Raw genomic sequence first — 15,026 nt, forward strand, 5'->3', positions numbered from 1 at the left:
TATGCGCACGATCAAGGGACCGGCGATCTTCCTCGCCCAGTTCGCGGGCGACAATGCGCCTTATAACAGCCTCGATACCATCGCCGATTGGGTCGCCGGCATGGGCTACAAGGGCATCCAGATCCCCAGCTGGGACGGACGCCTGTTCGACCTCGACAAGGCGGCCGAGAGCCAGACCTATTGCGACGAGGTGAAGGGCCTGCTTGCCGACAAGGGGCTCGAGATCACCGAGCTGTCGACGCACCTTCAGGGCCAGCTTGTCGCCGTGCATCCCGCCTATGACGCGCAGTTCGACGGCTTCGCGCCGGCGGCGGTCCACGGCAATCCCAAGGCGCGGCAGGCATGGGCGGTCGATCAGGTGAAGAAGGCTGCCCTCGCCAGCCGCCGGCTGGGCCTCACCGCGCACCCGAGCTTCTCGGGGGCGCTCGCATGGCCGTACATCTATCCCTGGCCGCAGCGGCCCGCGGGGCTGGTCGAGGACGCGTTCGACGAACTCGCGCGGCGATGGAAACCGATCCTCGACGTGTTCGATGAGAACGGCGTCGATCTCGCCTTCGAAATCCATCCGGGCGAGGATCTGCACGACGGCGTGACGTTCGAGATGTTCCTCGATCGCGTGGGCGGCCATGCGCGCTGCAACATGCTGTTCGATCCCAGCCATTATGTGCTGCAGCAGCTCGACTATCTGGCGCACATCGACATCTATCACGAGCGCATCAAGTGCTTCCACGTGAAGGATGCCGAGTTCAACCCGACCGGCCGGTCGGGCGTCTATGGCGGCTATCAGGGTTGGGTCGACCGCCCCGGTCGCTTCCGTTCGCTGGGTGACGGGCAGGTCGATTTCGGTGCGATCTTCTCGAAGATGGCGCAGTACGATTTCGCCGGCTGGGCGGTGCTCGAATGGGAATGCGCGCTGAAGCATCCCGAACAGGGTGCGGCCGAGGGTGCGCCGTTCATCGACGCGCACATCATCCGCGTGACCGAGCATGCGTTCGACGATTTCGCCGCCGGCGGCGCCGATCGCGAACTCAACAAGCGGATCATGGGCATCGACTGAGGTGAACGACCCGGCGAAGCTCGGCTGGGGCACGCGCATCGGCTTCATGGCCTGCGCGATGCCCGAGCTCATCAAGAGCTTCGCCTGGGACGCCTTCGTCCTCTTTTTCTATGCGCAGGTGGTCGGGCTCGATGGCTATCGCATCGGCCTGGCGCTGGCGATCATCCTCGTCTTCGATGCAGTCGCCGATCCCTATATCGGCGCGCTGTCCGATCGGATGGATCGCGCGCCGCTCGGGCGGCGGCACACGCTGATGGCCGCCGCGGTGCTGCCCTTCGCGGTCGGCATCGCGCTGGTCTTCGCGCCGCCCCAAGGGATGGGGCAGTGGCAGACCTTTGCCTGGCTGCTCGGCTTCGGGCTGCTCGCCCGGGTCGGCATCTCGTTCTGGACGGTGCCCGCCTATGCGATGGGCGGCGAGCTGACGCGCGATGCGGGCGAGCGCAACCTCGTTGCGGTGATGCGCAACCTCGGCAACCAGCTGGCGATCCTGACGGTGCCGTGGATTGCCTTCTCGGTGTTTTTCGTGGCGAGCCCCGGCTTTGCCAAGCCGCAGCTCAATCCCGCGCCCTATCCGGGCTTCGGCCTGTTCGTGGCGTTACTCGGCGCGGCGCTGATGGTCGTCGGGCTGGTCGGCACGCGGGCGCGGATGCGCGCGATCGAGGCGGCGGATCGCGGGATCACCGAAAGGAGCGCGATCGAGACGCTGCCGCAGCTCCTCCGGCGCCTCGTCGCGGCGATCCGGACGACGCCCAATATCGGCCGCCTGCTGATGGTCGCGCTGCTCGTCCTGTTCACCAATTCGGTGGTCAATCAGCTGACGCTGCACCTCTCCACCTATTTCTGGCAGCTCGATGGCGGCTGGACGCAGCGGCTGCTGCTGGCGGGCACGTTCGGCTCGATCGCGGCGATGTTCCTCGCACCGGCGTGGATGAGGCGGGTGGGCACGCGGTTCGCGATGGTGAGCGGCCTGATCGCGTTCTTCGTCGTGCAGGTCGCGGCGGTGCTGCTGCCATTACTCGGTCTTGCGCCGGCGGCTGGGACGTTCGCGATCGGCGCGTTCGTGTGCGCTGCGCGGGTGCTGGGGGGCTTCGCCTATGGCCTCTATGTCGTGCCTTTCAACACCGTCACCTACGACATCGGTGACGAGCACGAGGCGAATACCGGCGTGCCGCAGCAGGGGCTGGTCGCAAGCTTCATGTTCATCGGATTGCAGGTGGGCAGCGGCCTCGTTGCGCTGCTGGCGGGGTCGTTCCTGGGGATCATCGACTTCCCGGCGGGGGTGCCGGTCGATCAGGTGCCCGCCGGCAAGGTGCGTGCGCTCGCCTGGTTCGTCGCCGGGCTGATCGTCGTGGCGGGCGCGGCTATGGCGTGGCTGGTCGGGCGGTTCGACGTGTCGGCGGAAAAGCAGGCGGAAATCCGGCGCGTGCTCGCGGAGCGGCGTCAGGCCACCACGAAATCTGCACCCGCGCCGTAGAAGCGAACCGTCCCGCCCGCATCGCCGCCGCTGACGCCGACCGACAGTTGCAGCCCGAAGCGGAGCCGCAATGGTGCGGCGAGCGGCAGCTCGGTCAGTCGCCGGGCAGTTGCGGGATAATATTCGCGCCACTGCTCGGGCGGATCGAAGGGAACGGGGACCGAGGGCGGCGGTGTCCCCGGCGGCGTCAGCGGCAGGCGCTCCATGCCGCCATGCTGGAGCACGACCCAGTGGATCGACGCGCCGTCGAGCGTCTCCCACAAGAGTGACACGCCGGTGCAGGCGAGCGGCTCGCCATTGTGATGGACCGAGGTCGGGATGGGAAAGTGAAACCAAACGTCGCGGCCCGGATGGAGGCGGAAGGCGGAGAAAAAGCCGCGATTATAGCCCGCCTGTTCCGACCAGGCGGCGCCATCGACGGGCAGGAACACGCCCGGCCCGCATTCCTGCGGCACGACGGCGGCCGAGGGCACCCAGACGCTTTCGACGATCTTCACGCCCATGACGGATCCTTGCCTTCCTTCCACTTGATCGAGCAGCCGGCGCTCGGTCGTTGCGGCTCAGGCACCGGCCGCCCGGCGAGCACCGCGTCGACCGCCGCGCGCATGTCCTCGCCGGTGACGGGCAGGTCGGTGCGCAGCGGTACGCCGGGCAGCGGCGGGCGGTTGATCTTGGGCCGGCTCGCGTCGAACTGACCGGCATAGGCGAGCGTGCGGTCGGGACCGTAGAGGAAGAAGTCGGGCGTGCAGATCGCGCCATAGGCGAGCGCGACGGCCTGATCGCCGTCGTAGAGATAGGGGAAGGTAAAGCCGTATCGCGCGGCAAACGGCCCCATATGCTCGAACCCGTCCTCGGGGAACTCGGCGGTGTCGTTCGAGCTGATCGCGACGACCTGTAGCCCGCGGTCCGCATAGTCGCGCGCGAACGCGGCGAAGGCGTCGGCAATGTGCAGCACGAACGGACAATGATTGCAGATGAAGGCGACAAGCAGCGCGGGGCTCACATCGAACTCGGCGCAGGTGCGGATCCGTCCCTCGGTATCGGGCAGCACGAAATCGGGCGCGCGCTTGCCCCCGTCCACCTGTCGCGACTGGCGAAGCATTCTTGCCACTCTCCCGAAATAGAATTATCGTTCTGATATAGGCCGTGCGAGACGTGAGGCAAGCACGAAGCGGGAGAGGCGAGTGGCGAGCGAATCTGGCCGGGGGTGGAACCGGCGTGATTTCATGGGCGCGGCGGCGCTGCTGGCGATGGTGGTGGGCGTGCCTGCGGGCGCCGCGATCTGGGCGAAGGTGGAGGACGACGACGCGCCGACCGACCGTCAGCGCGCGATGATGCGCGAAGTGGCGCAGATCGTAATTCCCAAGACCGGCACGCTCGGCGCGGGCGAGGTGGGGGCGGGCGATTTCGTCATCCTCGCGCTCGCGCACGGGCTTGACGGGACACGCGATCCGGGCGCGGCGGCAGCGATCCCGGCGGGGATGACGGTGCCGCGCCGGCCCGACGGCAGCCTGCGCCACCTCGACTGGCTAGAGGCCGAACTCGACCGACGGGCGAAAGGCAACTGGGCAGGCAAGGATGGTGCGGCGAAGACCGCCGCCGTCGCAGCGCTCGATGCCGAAGCCTATGGCGGCGACGGCCGTGCGCCGCACCCATGGAAGGCGATCAAGGGCCTGATCCTGACGGGATATTACACCAGCGAAGTCGGCGGGTCTCAGGAGCTTCGCTACGAGCCCGTACCCGGCCGCTTCGACCCCGCGCTGCCCATGAGCCCGGGCACGCGCGCCATTTCCAACGACTGGACCGCGGTGGACTTCGGATGAGCGACATGGATTTCGATGCGATCGTCGTGGGATCGGGCATCACCGGCGGCTGGGCGGCGAAGGAGCTGACCGAGGCGGGGCTCAAGGTCCTGCTGCTCGAACGCGGGCGGATGATCGAGCATCAGACGGGCTATGGGAACGAGACCAAGGCGCCGTGGGAGATGCCGTTCCGCGGCGTCGGCGATGCCGAACTCTACGCTCGCGAATATGCGGTGCAGGTGAAGAACCGGCACTTCAACGAGTATACGCAGGACCATTTCGTCAACGACGCGGCGAACCCCTATGTCACCGCGCCCGGCACCGACTTCACCTGGTTCCGCAGCTATCAGCTCGGCGGGCGATCGCTGACCTGGGGACGGCAGAGCTATCGCTGGTCGGATTACGACTTTGGCGCGAACAAGCGAGACGGGCACGGCACCGACTGGCCGATTCGCTATGCCGACCTCGCGCCCTGGTATGACAAGGTCGAGGAGTTCATCGGCGTGTCGGGGGCCGCAGAAGGTCTGCCGCAGCTGCCCGACGGCCGGTTCCAGCCGCCGATGGCGCTCAACGTCGTCGAGCAGGCGGCGCGCGAGAAGATCATGGCGCGCTGGCCCGAGCGGCGGCTCACGATCGGCCGCACCGCCAACCTGACTGTCGCCAAGGACGAGGAAGGCCGCGCGGCGTGCCAGAACCGCTCGATTTGCGCACGCGGCTGTTCGTACGGCGCCTACTTCTCGACGCAGAGCTCGACGCTGCCCGCCGCGCAGAAGACCGGGCGGCTGACGCTCGTCACCGACGCGGTGGTCGAGAAGGTCGATTACGATCCCAAAACCCGCCGCGCGACCGGCGTGCGCTGGATCGACACCAGGACAAAGGCACGCAAACAGGCAACCGCGCGGATCGTGTTCCTGAACGCCGGGGCGTTCAACTCGGTCCACCTGCTGCTCAACTCCGCGAGCGAGGCGATGCCGCAGGGGCTCGCCAATTCGAGCGGGGTGCTGGGCAAGCACATCATGGACCATGCGAGCACGCTGTCGGCGATCGCGATGATGCCGGGGTTCGAGGGCTATACGACCTTCGGCAACCGACCGACCGGCGTCGTCATCCCGCGCTTTCGCAACATGGAGACGATCGACGGCAAGGGGCATAGCCGCGGCTTTTCGTATCAGGGCGGCGCGCTGCAATCGGGCTGGACGCGCGGCAAGCGCGAGGGCGGGATCGGCGCGGACTACAAGAACGGCCTGCAGGCGCCGGGGCCGTGGCGGATGGTCCTCGTGGCCTTCGCCGACTGTATGCCGCGAGCCACGAACCGCCTGACGCTGAGCAAGACCAAGGTCGATGCCAACGGCCTGCCCGCGCTGGAGATCGCCTTCGCCTTCGGGGCGGAGGAAAAGGCCGCGCTGGCCGACGCCAGGGCGGAGGCGGCGGCGATGCTGACCCATGCGGGCGGGCAGGTGATCATGGGGCTCGACAGCCCCAATCCGGGCGGCGGCGCGATCCACGAGATGGGCGGGGCGCGGATGGGGCTCGATCCCAAGACGTCGGTGCTCGACCGCTTCAGCCGCGCGCACGATGCGGGCAATTTGTTCGTCACCGACGGCGCGCAGATGAGTTCGTCGGCGTGCCAGAACCCGTCGCTCACCTATATGGCGCTGACGGCCCGCGCCGCCGCGCACGCGGTCGAGCGGTTGAAGGCGGGGGCGCTTTAGGTTCGTCCGTGACGCCTCAGATCAGGCCAGCACCCCCGTCAGCAGCTTGGGTCGATCGCCACTTTCGCCGCGAGCTTCGGCCATGAAGCGGGCCTTCAAGGGCGCGATCGCATCGACCGCGCCGATGCCGAAGCGGCGCACGGCCGACGCCGCCTTGCCCGGCACGCCGAACAGGCGAGTGAGTGTGTCTGTCGCGCCCGCGACCATCAGCGTGTCGAGTCCGCGCCACCGCTCATAGCGCTTCAGGAGCTCGGCATCGCCGACGTCAAGGCCCAGGCGCTTGCCCTCGACCAGCACCTGCACCAGCGCCGCCACGTCGCGGAAGCCGAGGTTGAGGCCCTGGCCCGCGATCGGGTGGATGCCGTGGCCGGCATCGCCGACAAGGACCAGCCGCTCCGCCGTCAGGCGCGCGGCGTGGTGGAAGCCGAGCGGATAGCTGGTGCGCGGGCTGACCGGGCCGAGCGCGCCGAGGAACCCGCCCATCCGTTTCGCCGCCTCGGCCAGCCAGGCACGATCGGACAGCTTGAGCATGCCGGGCGCGTCCTTTGCATCGACCGTCCAGACCAGCGCCGAGCGATGGCCGCGTGCGTCGTCGGTGAGCGGCAGGATCGCGAAGGGGCCCGCGGGGTAGAAGATCTCGTAGGCGCAGTCGCCGTGCGCGTGTTCGTGGTTGAAGGTCGCGATCATCGCGACATGGTCGTACTGCCAGCGCGCGACGTTGATCCCGGCGGCCTCGCGAGTCGGTGAGCGGCGTCCCTCGGCGGCGACGAGCAGCCGGGCCTTGACCACCGATCCGTCGTCGAGCGTCGCGGTGACGCCGGCCGGGCCGCGGTCGATCGAGACGGCGCGGCGCTGCATCCTGAGATCGACCTGCGGCGCCTCGCTCGCGGCGGCGTGGAGTGCGCGGCGCAGCGTGCGGTTCTCGTACATCGTGCCAAGCGCGCCATCGTCCTCGTCCGGCACGAAGTCGAGCTTGCCCGGCGCCAGCCCGTCGGACACGCGGATCGATAGGATCGGATTGCCCTCGCCCGTCAGCCGGGCGCCGACGCCGATCGCGTCGAGCATCCGGTGACTGGCGCTCGCCACGGCAGAGGCACGGCCGTCATGGCCGGGCGCGAGGATCGCCGCCGGGTCGGCGGGATCGACGACGATGCTGGTCAGGCCATGCGCGGCGAGCGCGGTCGCGAGCGTCGTGCCGACCAGGCCCGCGCCAAGGATGAGGACATCGGTCATGGACCGTGACTTAATGGGCGGACGGACGCTTGGCCACCGGGCTTTGGGGTACCCCCTTCCGTCACTCCGAAACAAGGGAGGGGCGACAGACTCGGGAGGCGTGAGACGCCCCGCCTGCCGCGCCACCTTGACGCCAACCCCGCACCGGGCGATGATTCTGCGGCAGTTTCAGGGACATTCGGGGGACGTTCGTCATGGCCAGCCGTGCGCAGGCCCAGCATCGCTTGTGGCGCGATACCGTGCGTGAGGGGGCGCGGCGGTCGGGCGCGCTGCTCGGCGCGGCGGCGCTGTTCCTCGGCACAGCGATCCTTCTCCTCGCGCTTGCGAGCTTCCGGCCCAGCGATCCGGGGTTCAATACCGCCGCAGGCGGGCCGGCGGAGAACTGGCTGGGCCTGCCGGGTGCCTATGCCGCCGATGGGCTTTATACGCTGTTCGGCGTGCCGGCGTTCCTGATGCTGCCGCTCGGCCTCGTTTTTGCCAGCCGCCTGTGGCGCGACCGGCCGGTGGGCGCGTGGAAGGCGATGCTGCGCGGGGTGCTGATCGGGGTCGTGCTGATGGGGACGGCGCTGTCGTTCCTCGCCGGCGGGTCGGTGCTGGCGCTGCCTGCAGGCTATGGCGGCATCTTCGGTATGGGGCTCGCCGCGGCGGCGCGCGCGGGGGTGGGGCTGATCGGCAATCCGGTGGCGGAGCTCTGGACGATGCGCGTGGTCGGCACCGCCGCGGCGCTGGCGGGCATCTTCGTCTGGGCGCGGGGCATGACGATCGAGCTGCCGCGCACCGCCCTCCGCCTGCCGCGCCGCGCCGGCCGCGATATGGAAGCAGCCGAAGAGCTGCCGTTCGATGTCGATGACGAGGTGGTCGAGGCCGCCCCCGAGCCGCGCATGCCCGCACCGCCGCGCAAGCCGGTCGCGCCCGACCCGCGCCCCGCGCCCGCGATTGCAGAGCGCGCGCCCGCGGTCGCACCCGCCGCGGCCAAGCCGCAGCATGCGCTCGATCTGCGTGACAATTACCGCCTGCCGCCGCCCGACCTGCTTCAGGCGGCACCGGCGAACGCCAAGAACACCGTCGACAAGGCGGCGCTCGAGCGCAACGCCCGCCTACTCGAGACCGTGCTCGACGACTTCAACGTCCGCGGCTCGATCGTCGGCGTGCGCCCCGGCCCGGTGGTGACGATGTACGAGCTCGAGCCCGCGAGCGGCATCAAGGCGAGCCGGGTCATCCAGCTTGCCGACGATATCGCCCGCAACATGAGTGCGGTGTCGGCGCGCGTCGCCACGATCCCGGGGCGCACCGTGATCGGCATCGAACTGCCCAATGCCCGGCGCGAGACGGTCAACCTGCGCGAGCTGATCGCCAGCCAGGGCTTTGCCGACCAGGCGGCGCAGCTGCCGATCGTGCTCGGCAAGAACATCTCGGGCGATCCCGTCATCGCGGACCTCGCCCCCATGCCGCACCTGCTGGTCGCCGGCACCACCGGGTCGGGCAAGTCGGTCGGTCTCAACTGCATGATCCTGTCGCTGCTCTATCGGCTGACGCCCGACCAGTGCCGGATGATCATGATCGACCCCAAGATGCTCGAACTCAGCATGTACAAGGGGATCCCGCACCTCCTCGCCGACGTCGTCACTGACCCGCCCAAGGCGGTGCGCGCATTGAAATGGGCGGTCGAGCAGATGGAGGACCGCTATCGCATGATGGCGAGCGTCAACGTCCGCTCGCTCGGCTCCTTCAACGAAAAGGTCCGCGCGGCCAAGGCCAAGGGTCAGAAGCTTGGGCGGAAGGTGCAGGTCGGCTATGACGACAATGGCCGTCCGATCCATGAGGAGGAGACGCTCGACCTGTCGCCGCTGCCGCAGATCGTCATCATCGTCGACGAGCTCGCCGACCTGATGATGACTGCGGGCAAGGAGGTCGAGTTCCTGATCCAGCGCCTCGCGCAAAAGGCGCGCGCGGCAGGCATCCACCTCATCATGGCGACGCAGCGTCCCTCGGTCGACGTCATCACCGGCGTCATCAAGGCGAACCTGCCCACCCGCATCAGCTTCCACGTGACCTCCAAGATCGACAGCCGCACGATCCTGGGCGAGCAGGGTGCCGAGCAGCTCCTGGGCCGCGGCGACATGCTCTATATGCCCGGCGGCAAGGCGCTCGCGCGCGTCCACGGTCCCTTCGTCAGCGATGAGGAGGTGCAGGCGATCGCCGACTTCTGGCGCGGTCAGGGCGAGCCCGATTACATCGACGCGGTCACCAATGAGCCCGACGGCGACGGCGACTTCAGCATGGACGGCGCCCCCGTCGGCGGCGACAGCCCCGAAGACCAGATGTACCGCAACGCGATCGCGCTGGTCGCGCAGAGCCAGAAGGCCTCGACGTCGTGGCTCCAGCGGCAGCTGCGTGTCGGCTACAATTCGGCCGCGCGTCTCATCGAACGGATGGAGAAGGACGGCCTCGTCTCGCGCCCCGACCATGTCGGCCGCCGCGAGGTGCTGATGGACGAGGAGGGGCGGCCGCTCGCCTGAACGGGGAGTTCACCCCGCCTTCATCGCGGAACCGTTAGCCGGCTCGCATGTCTAGGACTGCCATGATCCGTTTTGCCCCTGCCGCGGCGCTCGTCGCCGTCGCCGCCGCCATTCCGTCCGCCAGCGCCCAGCAGGGCGACCTTGCCGCCGTGCAGGCGCATCTGCGCAGCGTCGACAGCATGACTGCGGCGTTCAGCCAGACCGACCGGGCAGGCAAGGTGCTGACCGGTACCCTCACGCTCAAGAAGCCGGGCAGGATCCGCTTCCAGTACGAAAAGGGGGTGCCGATCCTGATAGTCGGCGATGGCAAGGCGATCTGGTTCCTCGACTATTCGGTGGGACAGCGGTCGCGCTGGCCGATCGGCGATTCGCCGCTCGGCGTGCTGATCGATCCCAGCCGCGACATCTCGAAATATGCCAAGGTCGTGCCGAGCGGCAGCCCGAACGTGCTGAGCGTCGAGGCCTATGACGCCAAGCGGCCCGAATATGGCCGGATCACGATGATCTTCGAGCGGCAGGCATCGGCACCCGGCGGGCTGATGCTGCAAGGGTGGGTCGCGCTCGATTCGCAAAAGAATCGCACCACCGTCCGCCTCTCGAACCAGCGGTTCAACGTGCCCGTTTCCGACAACACGTTCCGTTTCAACGACCCGCGGAGGGGAACGCGCCGGAACTGACAATCTGTTCATCCGTGCGCAAGGTAGCGACCCTTATTTGTGGCGTTGCGGAGATGGGGCGCTTTCCGGGATTTTCCCCCTGTTGCCCGGGCTTCGGCCTCCATCCTCCAGCCTGCGTGACTGAACGCCAGGTCGGCCCCCGTTCCATGCCCCCGGAACGGGGGCCTTTCCGTATCTGGCGAACCGTCCCGCGCGCGGCTACATCCCAGCCCGCATGACCGACACGCTCAAGATCGCTTCGTGGAACATCAATTCGGTGCGATTCCGGATGGACATCGTCACCCGCTTCCTGACCGAGGCGGCGCCCGACATCCTCTGCCTCCAGGAAACCAAGGTGGTGGACGAGGCCTTCCCGCACGCGCCGTTCCACGCGCTCGGCTACGACCAGATCGTCATTCACGGCCAGCGGATGCACCACGGCGTCGCGATCCTGTCGAAGCTGCCGCTCGTCGAGGACGACCGCTTTGACTGGCAGGCGAATGGCGAGGCGCGGCATGTTGGGGTGCGACTGCCGAACGGCCTCCGGCTCGAGAATGTCTATGTGCCCGCCGGCGGCGACGTGCCCGATCGCGAGATCAATCCCAAGTTCGGCCAGAAGCTCGATTTCGTCGAGCGGATGACGCGCTGGTCGGAGGGGCTCTCGGGCATCCCGACGCTGCTGGTCGGCGACTTCAACATCGCCCCGCTCGAATGCGACGTGTGGAGCCACAAGCAGCTGCTCGACGTCGTCAGCCACACGCCGGTCGAGGTCGAGGCGCTGGCACGCCTGCAATCGGCGAACGACTGGGTCGATCTCGGCCGCCGCTTCGTCCCGCCGCCAGAGCGCCTTTATACCTGGTGGAGCTATCGCGCGAAGGACTGGGCGGTGTCGGATCGCGGCCGGCGGCTCGACCATATGTGGGCGAGCGCGGACGTGGCGGCGACCGCGACCGCGCACCGGGTGTTCGAGGATTGCCGGAGCTGGCTGAAGCCGAGCGACCACATCCCGCTGATGACCGAGTTCACGCTGTGAGTGATGCAAGGGCGGCGGCGCGGGCGATCGACGCGCTGCGCCGCGGCTGGCCCGTCGCGATCGCGGGCGTGGACGGCGCGATCGAGGTGCTGGCGATCGAGAGCGGCGACGCCAACCGGCTCGCTGCGTTCGACGTGGGCGAGCCTGCCGACGTGCTGCTGTCGGCGGGGCGTGCGGCGACGCTCAAGCTCGCCAACCAGGCCGATGCGGCGGTGCCCGATGCGCCGGTGCGGATCGCGCGCGCGCCGTGGCTCGACTTCGCCGCCGCGACTGCGCTCGCCGATCCGCAGTTCGATCTCGCGACGCCGCTCAAGGGGCCGTTCCGCGCGGTGCCCGTCGATCGGGCCGATGCCGCCGCCGCAGCGCTGCGGCTTGCCCGGATCGCCGGCATCCTGCCCGCCTTCTTCGTCCGGTGGTACGAAGGCACCGACGCGCTGCCGATCGCGGCGATCGACGCGCACGAGGATGCCGGCCGTCTCGCCATCGCCGCGCGCGCGCGCCTGCCGGTGGCGGAGGCGGAGGACGCAGAGATCGTCGCCTTCCGCACGCCCGAGGCGGCGGGGGAGCATGTCGCGCTGCTTATCGGCCAGCCGACGGGTGCACCGCCGCTCGTCCGGCTGCACAGCGAATGCCTGACCGGCGACGCGCTCGGCAGCCTCAAATGCGATTGCGGGCCGCAGTTGCAGGCGGCGCTGCGTGCGATGCGCGCCGATGGCTGGGGCATCCTCCTTTACCTCCGGCAGGAAGGGCGGGGGATCGGACTGGTCAACAAGCTGCGCGCCTATGCACTGCAGGACCAGGGGTTCGATACCGTCGATGCCAATACGCGGCTGGGGTTCGCGATCGATGCGCGTGATTTCGGGGTGGCGGCGCGGATGCTAAAGCTGCTCGGTCAGACGCGCATCCGGCTCCTCACCAACAATCCCGAGAAGGTTGCCTCGCTGGAGGCGGCGGGGATCGCCGTGGCGGAGCGTGTGCCGCACAAGCTGCCGCCCAACCCGCACAACGAACGCTATCTCGCGACCAAGCGCGACCGGACGGGCCACCAGCTATAGGCGCTTGCGCCGCCACGGGCGGTATCGGATGCTCGGGGAGACAGGGGAGCGATGATGATCCGACTCGCGTTGGCCGCAATGTTTCTGCTCGCCGCGCCTGCGCACACGCAGGAGCGGACCCGCGCGCTCGGCACCTCTGCCTCGCCGCCCGCGTCGATCGAAGATCTTGCGTGGCTGGCGGGCAGCTGGACCGGGACTGCGATGGGCGCCAGTGTGAGCGAGACCTATTCGGCGCCGCTTGGCGGGCGGATCACCGGCCACTTCGTGATGGCCGACCACAAGGGCGGCACCGCCTTTACCGAGATCGTCGATTACGTGCCCATCGGCCGTTCGATCGCCTATCGCGTCCGCCACTTCAATCCCGACATGACGGGGTGGGAGGACAAGACCGGCAAGCCCGTCGTCTTTGCGCTGCTCGCCGTGGAGAAGGACCGCTGGTTCTTCGACGGCATGACGATCGAGCGCAACGGGCCCGATGCGCTGACGATGTGGGTGCGGATCGATCGAGCGGGGAAGGCTGAAGACGTGCCCTTTCGCCTTTCCTGCGCGGTGCGGCCCTAGCCGCCAGTCTCGATCCGCGCTTCGAGCCGGACCAGCAGATCGCGGATTTCGGCGAGCAGGGCATGCTGCGGGTCGGCCATTCGAAGCGGCGCCTCGGGCGACCCGAGCGCGTCGCGTTGCTCGAGAATGCGGTCGCGGATCGCACGCGCATTGACGAGACCGGTCAGGTCGGCATCGGACTTGCCGGTGCTCGACTGGCTTTGTCCCGCGGTCTCGATCCGCAATTGCAGGATGCCGAGTGCCGACAGAAGCGGCCCCTCACGGATCGAGATGTCCTGTATCTTGTCGAGGGGGATCGTCATCTCGCGGCGAAACAACACGCCGCGGGCGATCACGACGGTACGTTCGGTAAGCTCGCAGCGCAGCGAGGCATGATAGCGTCGGATCCAGAGGGGACCGAACACCAGCCAGAAAGGCAGTAGTGGAAGTCCGATGATCGAAGCGACGAACGGCAAGCCCCAATAGACCAGCATGTAGAGGCGCAGCCTGGAGCTGAACTCACCCCGCAACAGCACCGTGGGCCGGTTCGTGGTCAGGTCGTCCATCGTTGTCCCCCGTTTCCACGGAGATCCTATCAAAGGCCGACCAGCCGCGCGACCTCGCTGAAATCGGCGGCGATGTCGTGGACCCCGATCGCGCGTAGCACCGCAGCGTGATCGGGTGGGCAGTGCGTGCCCGCGCATAAGCCGATGACATGCGCGCCCGAGGCGACGGCGCCGGTCGCGCCGACCGGCGAGTCCTCGATAATGGCGCACGCCCCGATCGACACACCGATCGCGGCGGCGGCGTGGAGGTAGAGGTCGGGGGCCGGCTTGCCGCGGGCGACGTGCTCCTTGCCCGAATAGACATGCTCGCCGAACGCATCCTCTAGCCCCAAGTGGCGCAGGTGCGTGCGGATCCAGTGCGTCGAGGAGGACGAGGCGATCGCGCGCGGCAGTTCGGGTGGGAGCGAGCGGACGAACGCGACCGCGCCAACGACCTCGCCAATCCCCTCGGCCAGCACGCGCTCGTTCTCGATCTCGCGCTCGGCGTGGAAGTCGGCGGGCAGGGTGCGGCCGATCCGCCCCTCGATCGCGTCAATGAAGCCGCGGCCCGACAGGCCCATATAATGCTGCATCGCCTCCGCCGGCGTGTGCGCATGACCGATGCGCGTGAGGTATTCAGCGAGGTGGCGATTGCCCTCATACTCGCTTTCGACCAGCACGCCGTCAAAGTCGAAGATCAGGCCGGCATATTTCACGTGCGATCTCCGAACAGCGCGGTGCCGACGCGTACATGGCTGGCGCCGAGCGTGACGGCGGTGCGATAGTCGCCTGACATGCCCATGCTGAGCCCCGAGAGCCCGTGATCGCGCGCCAGCTTGGCGAGCAACGCGAAATAGGGGGCGGCTTCGACGTCGAGCGGCGGGACCGCCATTAGCCCGGCGACCGGCAGATCGGCGACGCGCGCCCCGGCGAGCAGGGTGGGGAGATCGGCAACCGGGCAGCCGCCCTTTTGCGGCTCGCCGCCGATATTGACCTGGACGAAGCAGTAGGGGCGGCGGCCGGCCTTGTCCATTGCTCGGGCGAGCGCGGCAATCAGGCTGGGGCGATCGACCGAGTGGATCGCGTCGAACAGCGCGACCGCCGCCTCGGCCTTGTTCGACTGGAGCTGGCCGACGAGGTGAAGGACGAGGTCGCTGGTTTCGTCGCGCAGCGCGGGCCACTTCGCCTCCGCCTCCTGCACGCGGTTCTCGCCGAAATGGCGCTGACCGGCCGCGATCAGCGGGCGGATCGCCGGGGCGTCGTGGGTCTTCGACACCGCGATCAGGGACACGTCGTCAGCCTTGCGGCCCGCGGTCGCGGCGGCACGGGCGATCTCGGCGCGAACGGCGGTCAGGCGGGCGGCGGCATCGTCTTCGATCATCGCGCGCGCTATAGGCGCG

General features: G+C 68.5%; 15 protein-coding genes. 9 read left to right on the forward strand and 6 right to left on the reverse strand.

Annotated features, from left to right (window positions below; genetic code table 11):
* Nucleotide 1 precedes the first annotated feature (1 nt).
* Both COC42_RS10460 and COC42_RS10465 read left to right on the forward strand, forming a co-directional pair.
* A complete protein-coding gene (locus tag COC42_RS10460) occupies nucleotides 2-1,057 on the forward strand; it encodes a sugar phosphate isomerase/epimerase family protein (protein WP_096343298.1) in 1,056 nt (351 codons plus the stop codon).
* 1 nt (nucleotide 1,058) lies between these two features.
* Nucleotides 1,059-2,531 carry an MFS transporter gene (locus COC42_RS10465; RefSeq protein ID WP_245844041.1) on the forward strand — a complete coding sequence of 491 codons (1,473 nt, stop codon included), beginning with the start codon at nucleotides 1,059-1,061 and terminating at the stop codon, nucleotides 2,529-2,531.
* Here COC42_RS10465 and COC42_RS10470 read toward each other — a convergent pair.
* On the reverse strand, nucleotides 2,498-3,034 hold the full coding sequence (locus COC42_RS10470; RefSeq protein WP_096343299.1) for a hypothetical protein: 537 nt from the start codon (nucleotides 3,032-3,034) through the stop codon (nucleotides 2,498-2,500). The two genes, COC42_RS10465 and COC42_RS10470, sit on opposite strands and share 34 nt — an antisense overlap.
* Nucleotides 3,025-3,633, reverse strand: a complete 609-nt coding sequence (locus tag COC42_RS10475) for a thioredoxin family protein (protein ID WP_096343300.1) — start codon at nucleotides 3,631-3,633, stop codon at nucleotides 3,025-3,027. Before COC42_RS10475 ends, COC42_RS10470 begins: the two co-directional genes overlap by 10 nt.
* 82 nt (nucleotides 3,634-3,715) lie before the next feature.
* Between COC42_RS10475 and COC42_RS10480 the strand changes: the two genes are divergently transcribed.
* Both COC42_RS10480 and COC42_RS10485 read left to right on the forward strand, forming a co-directional pair.
* Nucleotides 3,716-4,354 (forward strand): gluconate 2-dehydrogenase subunit 3 family protein, encoded by a 639-nt coding sequence (locus COC42_RS10480; protein ID WP_245844043.1) that lies wholly within the window; start codon nucleotides 3,716-3,718, stop codon nucleotides 4,352-4,354.
* Between the two features lie 5 nt (nucleotides 4,355-4,359).
* Complete coding sequence (locus COC42_RS10485; protein ID WP_096344135.1) at nucleotides 4,360-6,045, forward strand: FAD-dependent oxidoreductase; 1,686 nt, start codon at nucleotides 4,360-4,362, stop codon at nucleotides 6,043-6,045.
* Between the two features lie 21 nt (nucleotides 6,046-6,066).
* On the opposite strand, the gene COC42_RS10490 is transcribed toward COC42_RS10485, so the two are convergent.
* Nucleotides 6,067-7,278, reverse strand: coding sequence for a UbiH/UbiF/VisC/COQ6 family ubiquinone biosynthesis hydroxylase (locus tag COC42_RS10490; protein WP_096343302.1), 1,212 nt, complete (start codon nucleotides 7,276-7,278; stop codon nucleotides 6,067-6,069).
* A gap of 194 nt (nucleotides 7,279-7,472) precedes the next feature.
* Here COC42_RS10490 and COC42_RS10495 point away from each other — a divergent pair, with 194 nt between their 5' ends.
* From COC42_RS10495 to COC42_RS10510, 5 genes are all read left to right on the forward strand, one after another.
* Nucleotides 7,473-9,797: a DNA translocase FtsK gene (locus COC42_RS10495; protein WP_096343303.1), complete on the forward strand. Its 2,325-nt coding sequence runs from the start codon at nucleotides 7,473-7,475 to the stop codon at nucleotides 9,795-9,797.
* 62 nt (nucleotides 9,798-9,859) lie between these two features.
* A complete protein-coding gene (locus COC42_RS10500; protein ID WP_096343304.1) occupies nucleotides 9,860-10,474 on the forward strand; it encodes a LolA family protein in 615 nt (204 codons plus the stop codon).
* Nucleotides 10,475-10,688: 214 nt separating this feature from the next.
* Nucleotides 10,689-11,486: an exodeoxyribonuclease III gene (locus COC42_RS17930; protein ID WP_245844044.1), complete on the forward strand. Its 798-nt coding sequence runs from the start codon at nucleotides 10,689-10,691 to the stop codon at nucleotides 11,484-11,486.
* The gene (gene ribA / locus COC42_RS10505) at nucleotides 11,483-12,541 is read left to right on the forward strand and encodes a GTP cyclohydrolase II (RefSeq protein ID WP_245844045.1); all 1,059 of its coding nucleotides are present in this window, start codon (nucleotides 11,483-11,485) and stop codon (nucleotides 12,539-12,541) included. Before COC42_RS17930 ends, ribA begins: the two co-directional genes overlap by 4 nt.
* A gap of 54 nt (nucleotides 12,542-12,595) precedes the next feature.
* Nucleotides 12,596-13,102 (forward strand): DUF6265 family protein, encoded by a 507-nt coding sequence (locus COC42_RS10510; RefSeq protein ID WP_141395832.1) that lies wholly within the window; start codon nucleotides 12,596-12,598, stop codon nucleotides 13,100-13,102.
* Here COC42_RS10510 and COC42_RS10515 read toward each other — a convergent pair.
* From COC42_RS10515 to COC42_RS10525, 3 genes are read right to left on the reverse strand one after another with little or no spacing between them, the layout of a single operon-like run.
* On the reverse strand, nucleotides 13,099-13,647 hold the full coding sequence (locus COC42_RS10515; RefSeq protein WP_176484635.1) for a PH domain-containing protein: 549 nt from the start codon (nucleotides 13,645-13,647) through the stop codon (nucleotides 13,099-13,101). The two genes, COC42_RS10510 and COC42_RS10515, sit on opposite strands and share 4 nt — an antisense overlap.
* A 29-nt stretch (nucleotides 13,648-13,676) precedes the next feature.
* Complete coding sequence (locus COC42_RS10520; protein WP_096343308.1) at nucleotides 13,677-14,342, reverse strand: HAD family hydrolase; 666 nt, start codon at nucleotides 14,340-14,342, stop codon at nucleotides 13,677-13,679.
* Entirely contained in the window at nucleotides 14,339-15,007 is a 669-nt protein-coding gene (locus COC42_RS10525; protein ID WP_096343309.1) for a YggS family pyridoxal phosphate-dependent enzyme, read from the reverse strand. The genes COC42_RS10520 and COC42_RS10525 overlap by 4 nt, the downstream gene beginning before the upstream one ends.
* Between the last annotated feature and the right edge of the window lie 19 nt (nucleotides 15,008-15,026).

The sequence above is a fragment of the Sphingomonas spermidinifaciens genome, from assembly GCF_002351485.1.
GTDB classification, from domain to species: domain Bacteria; phylum Pseudomonadota; class Alphaproteobacteria; order Sphingomonadales; family Sphingomonadaceae; genus Sphingomonas; species Sphingomonas spermidinifaciens.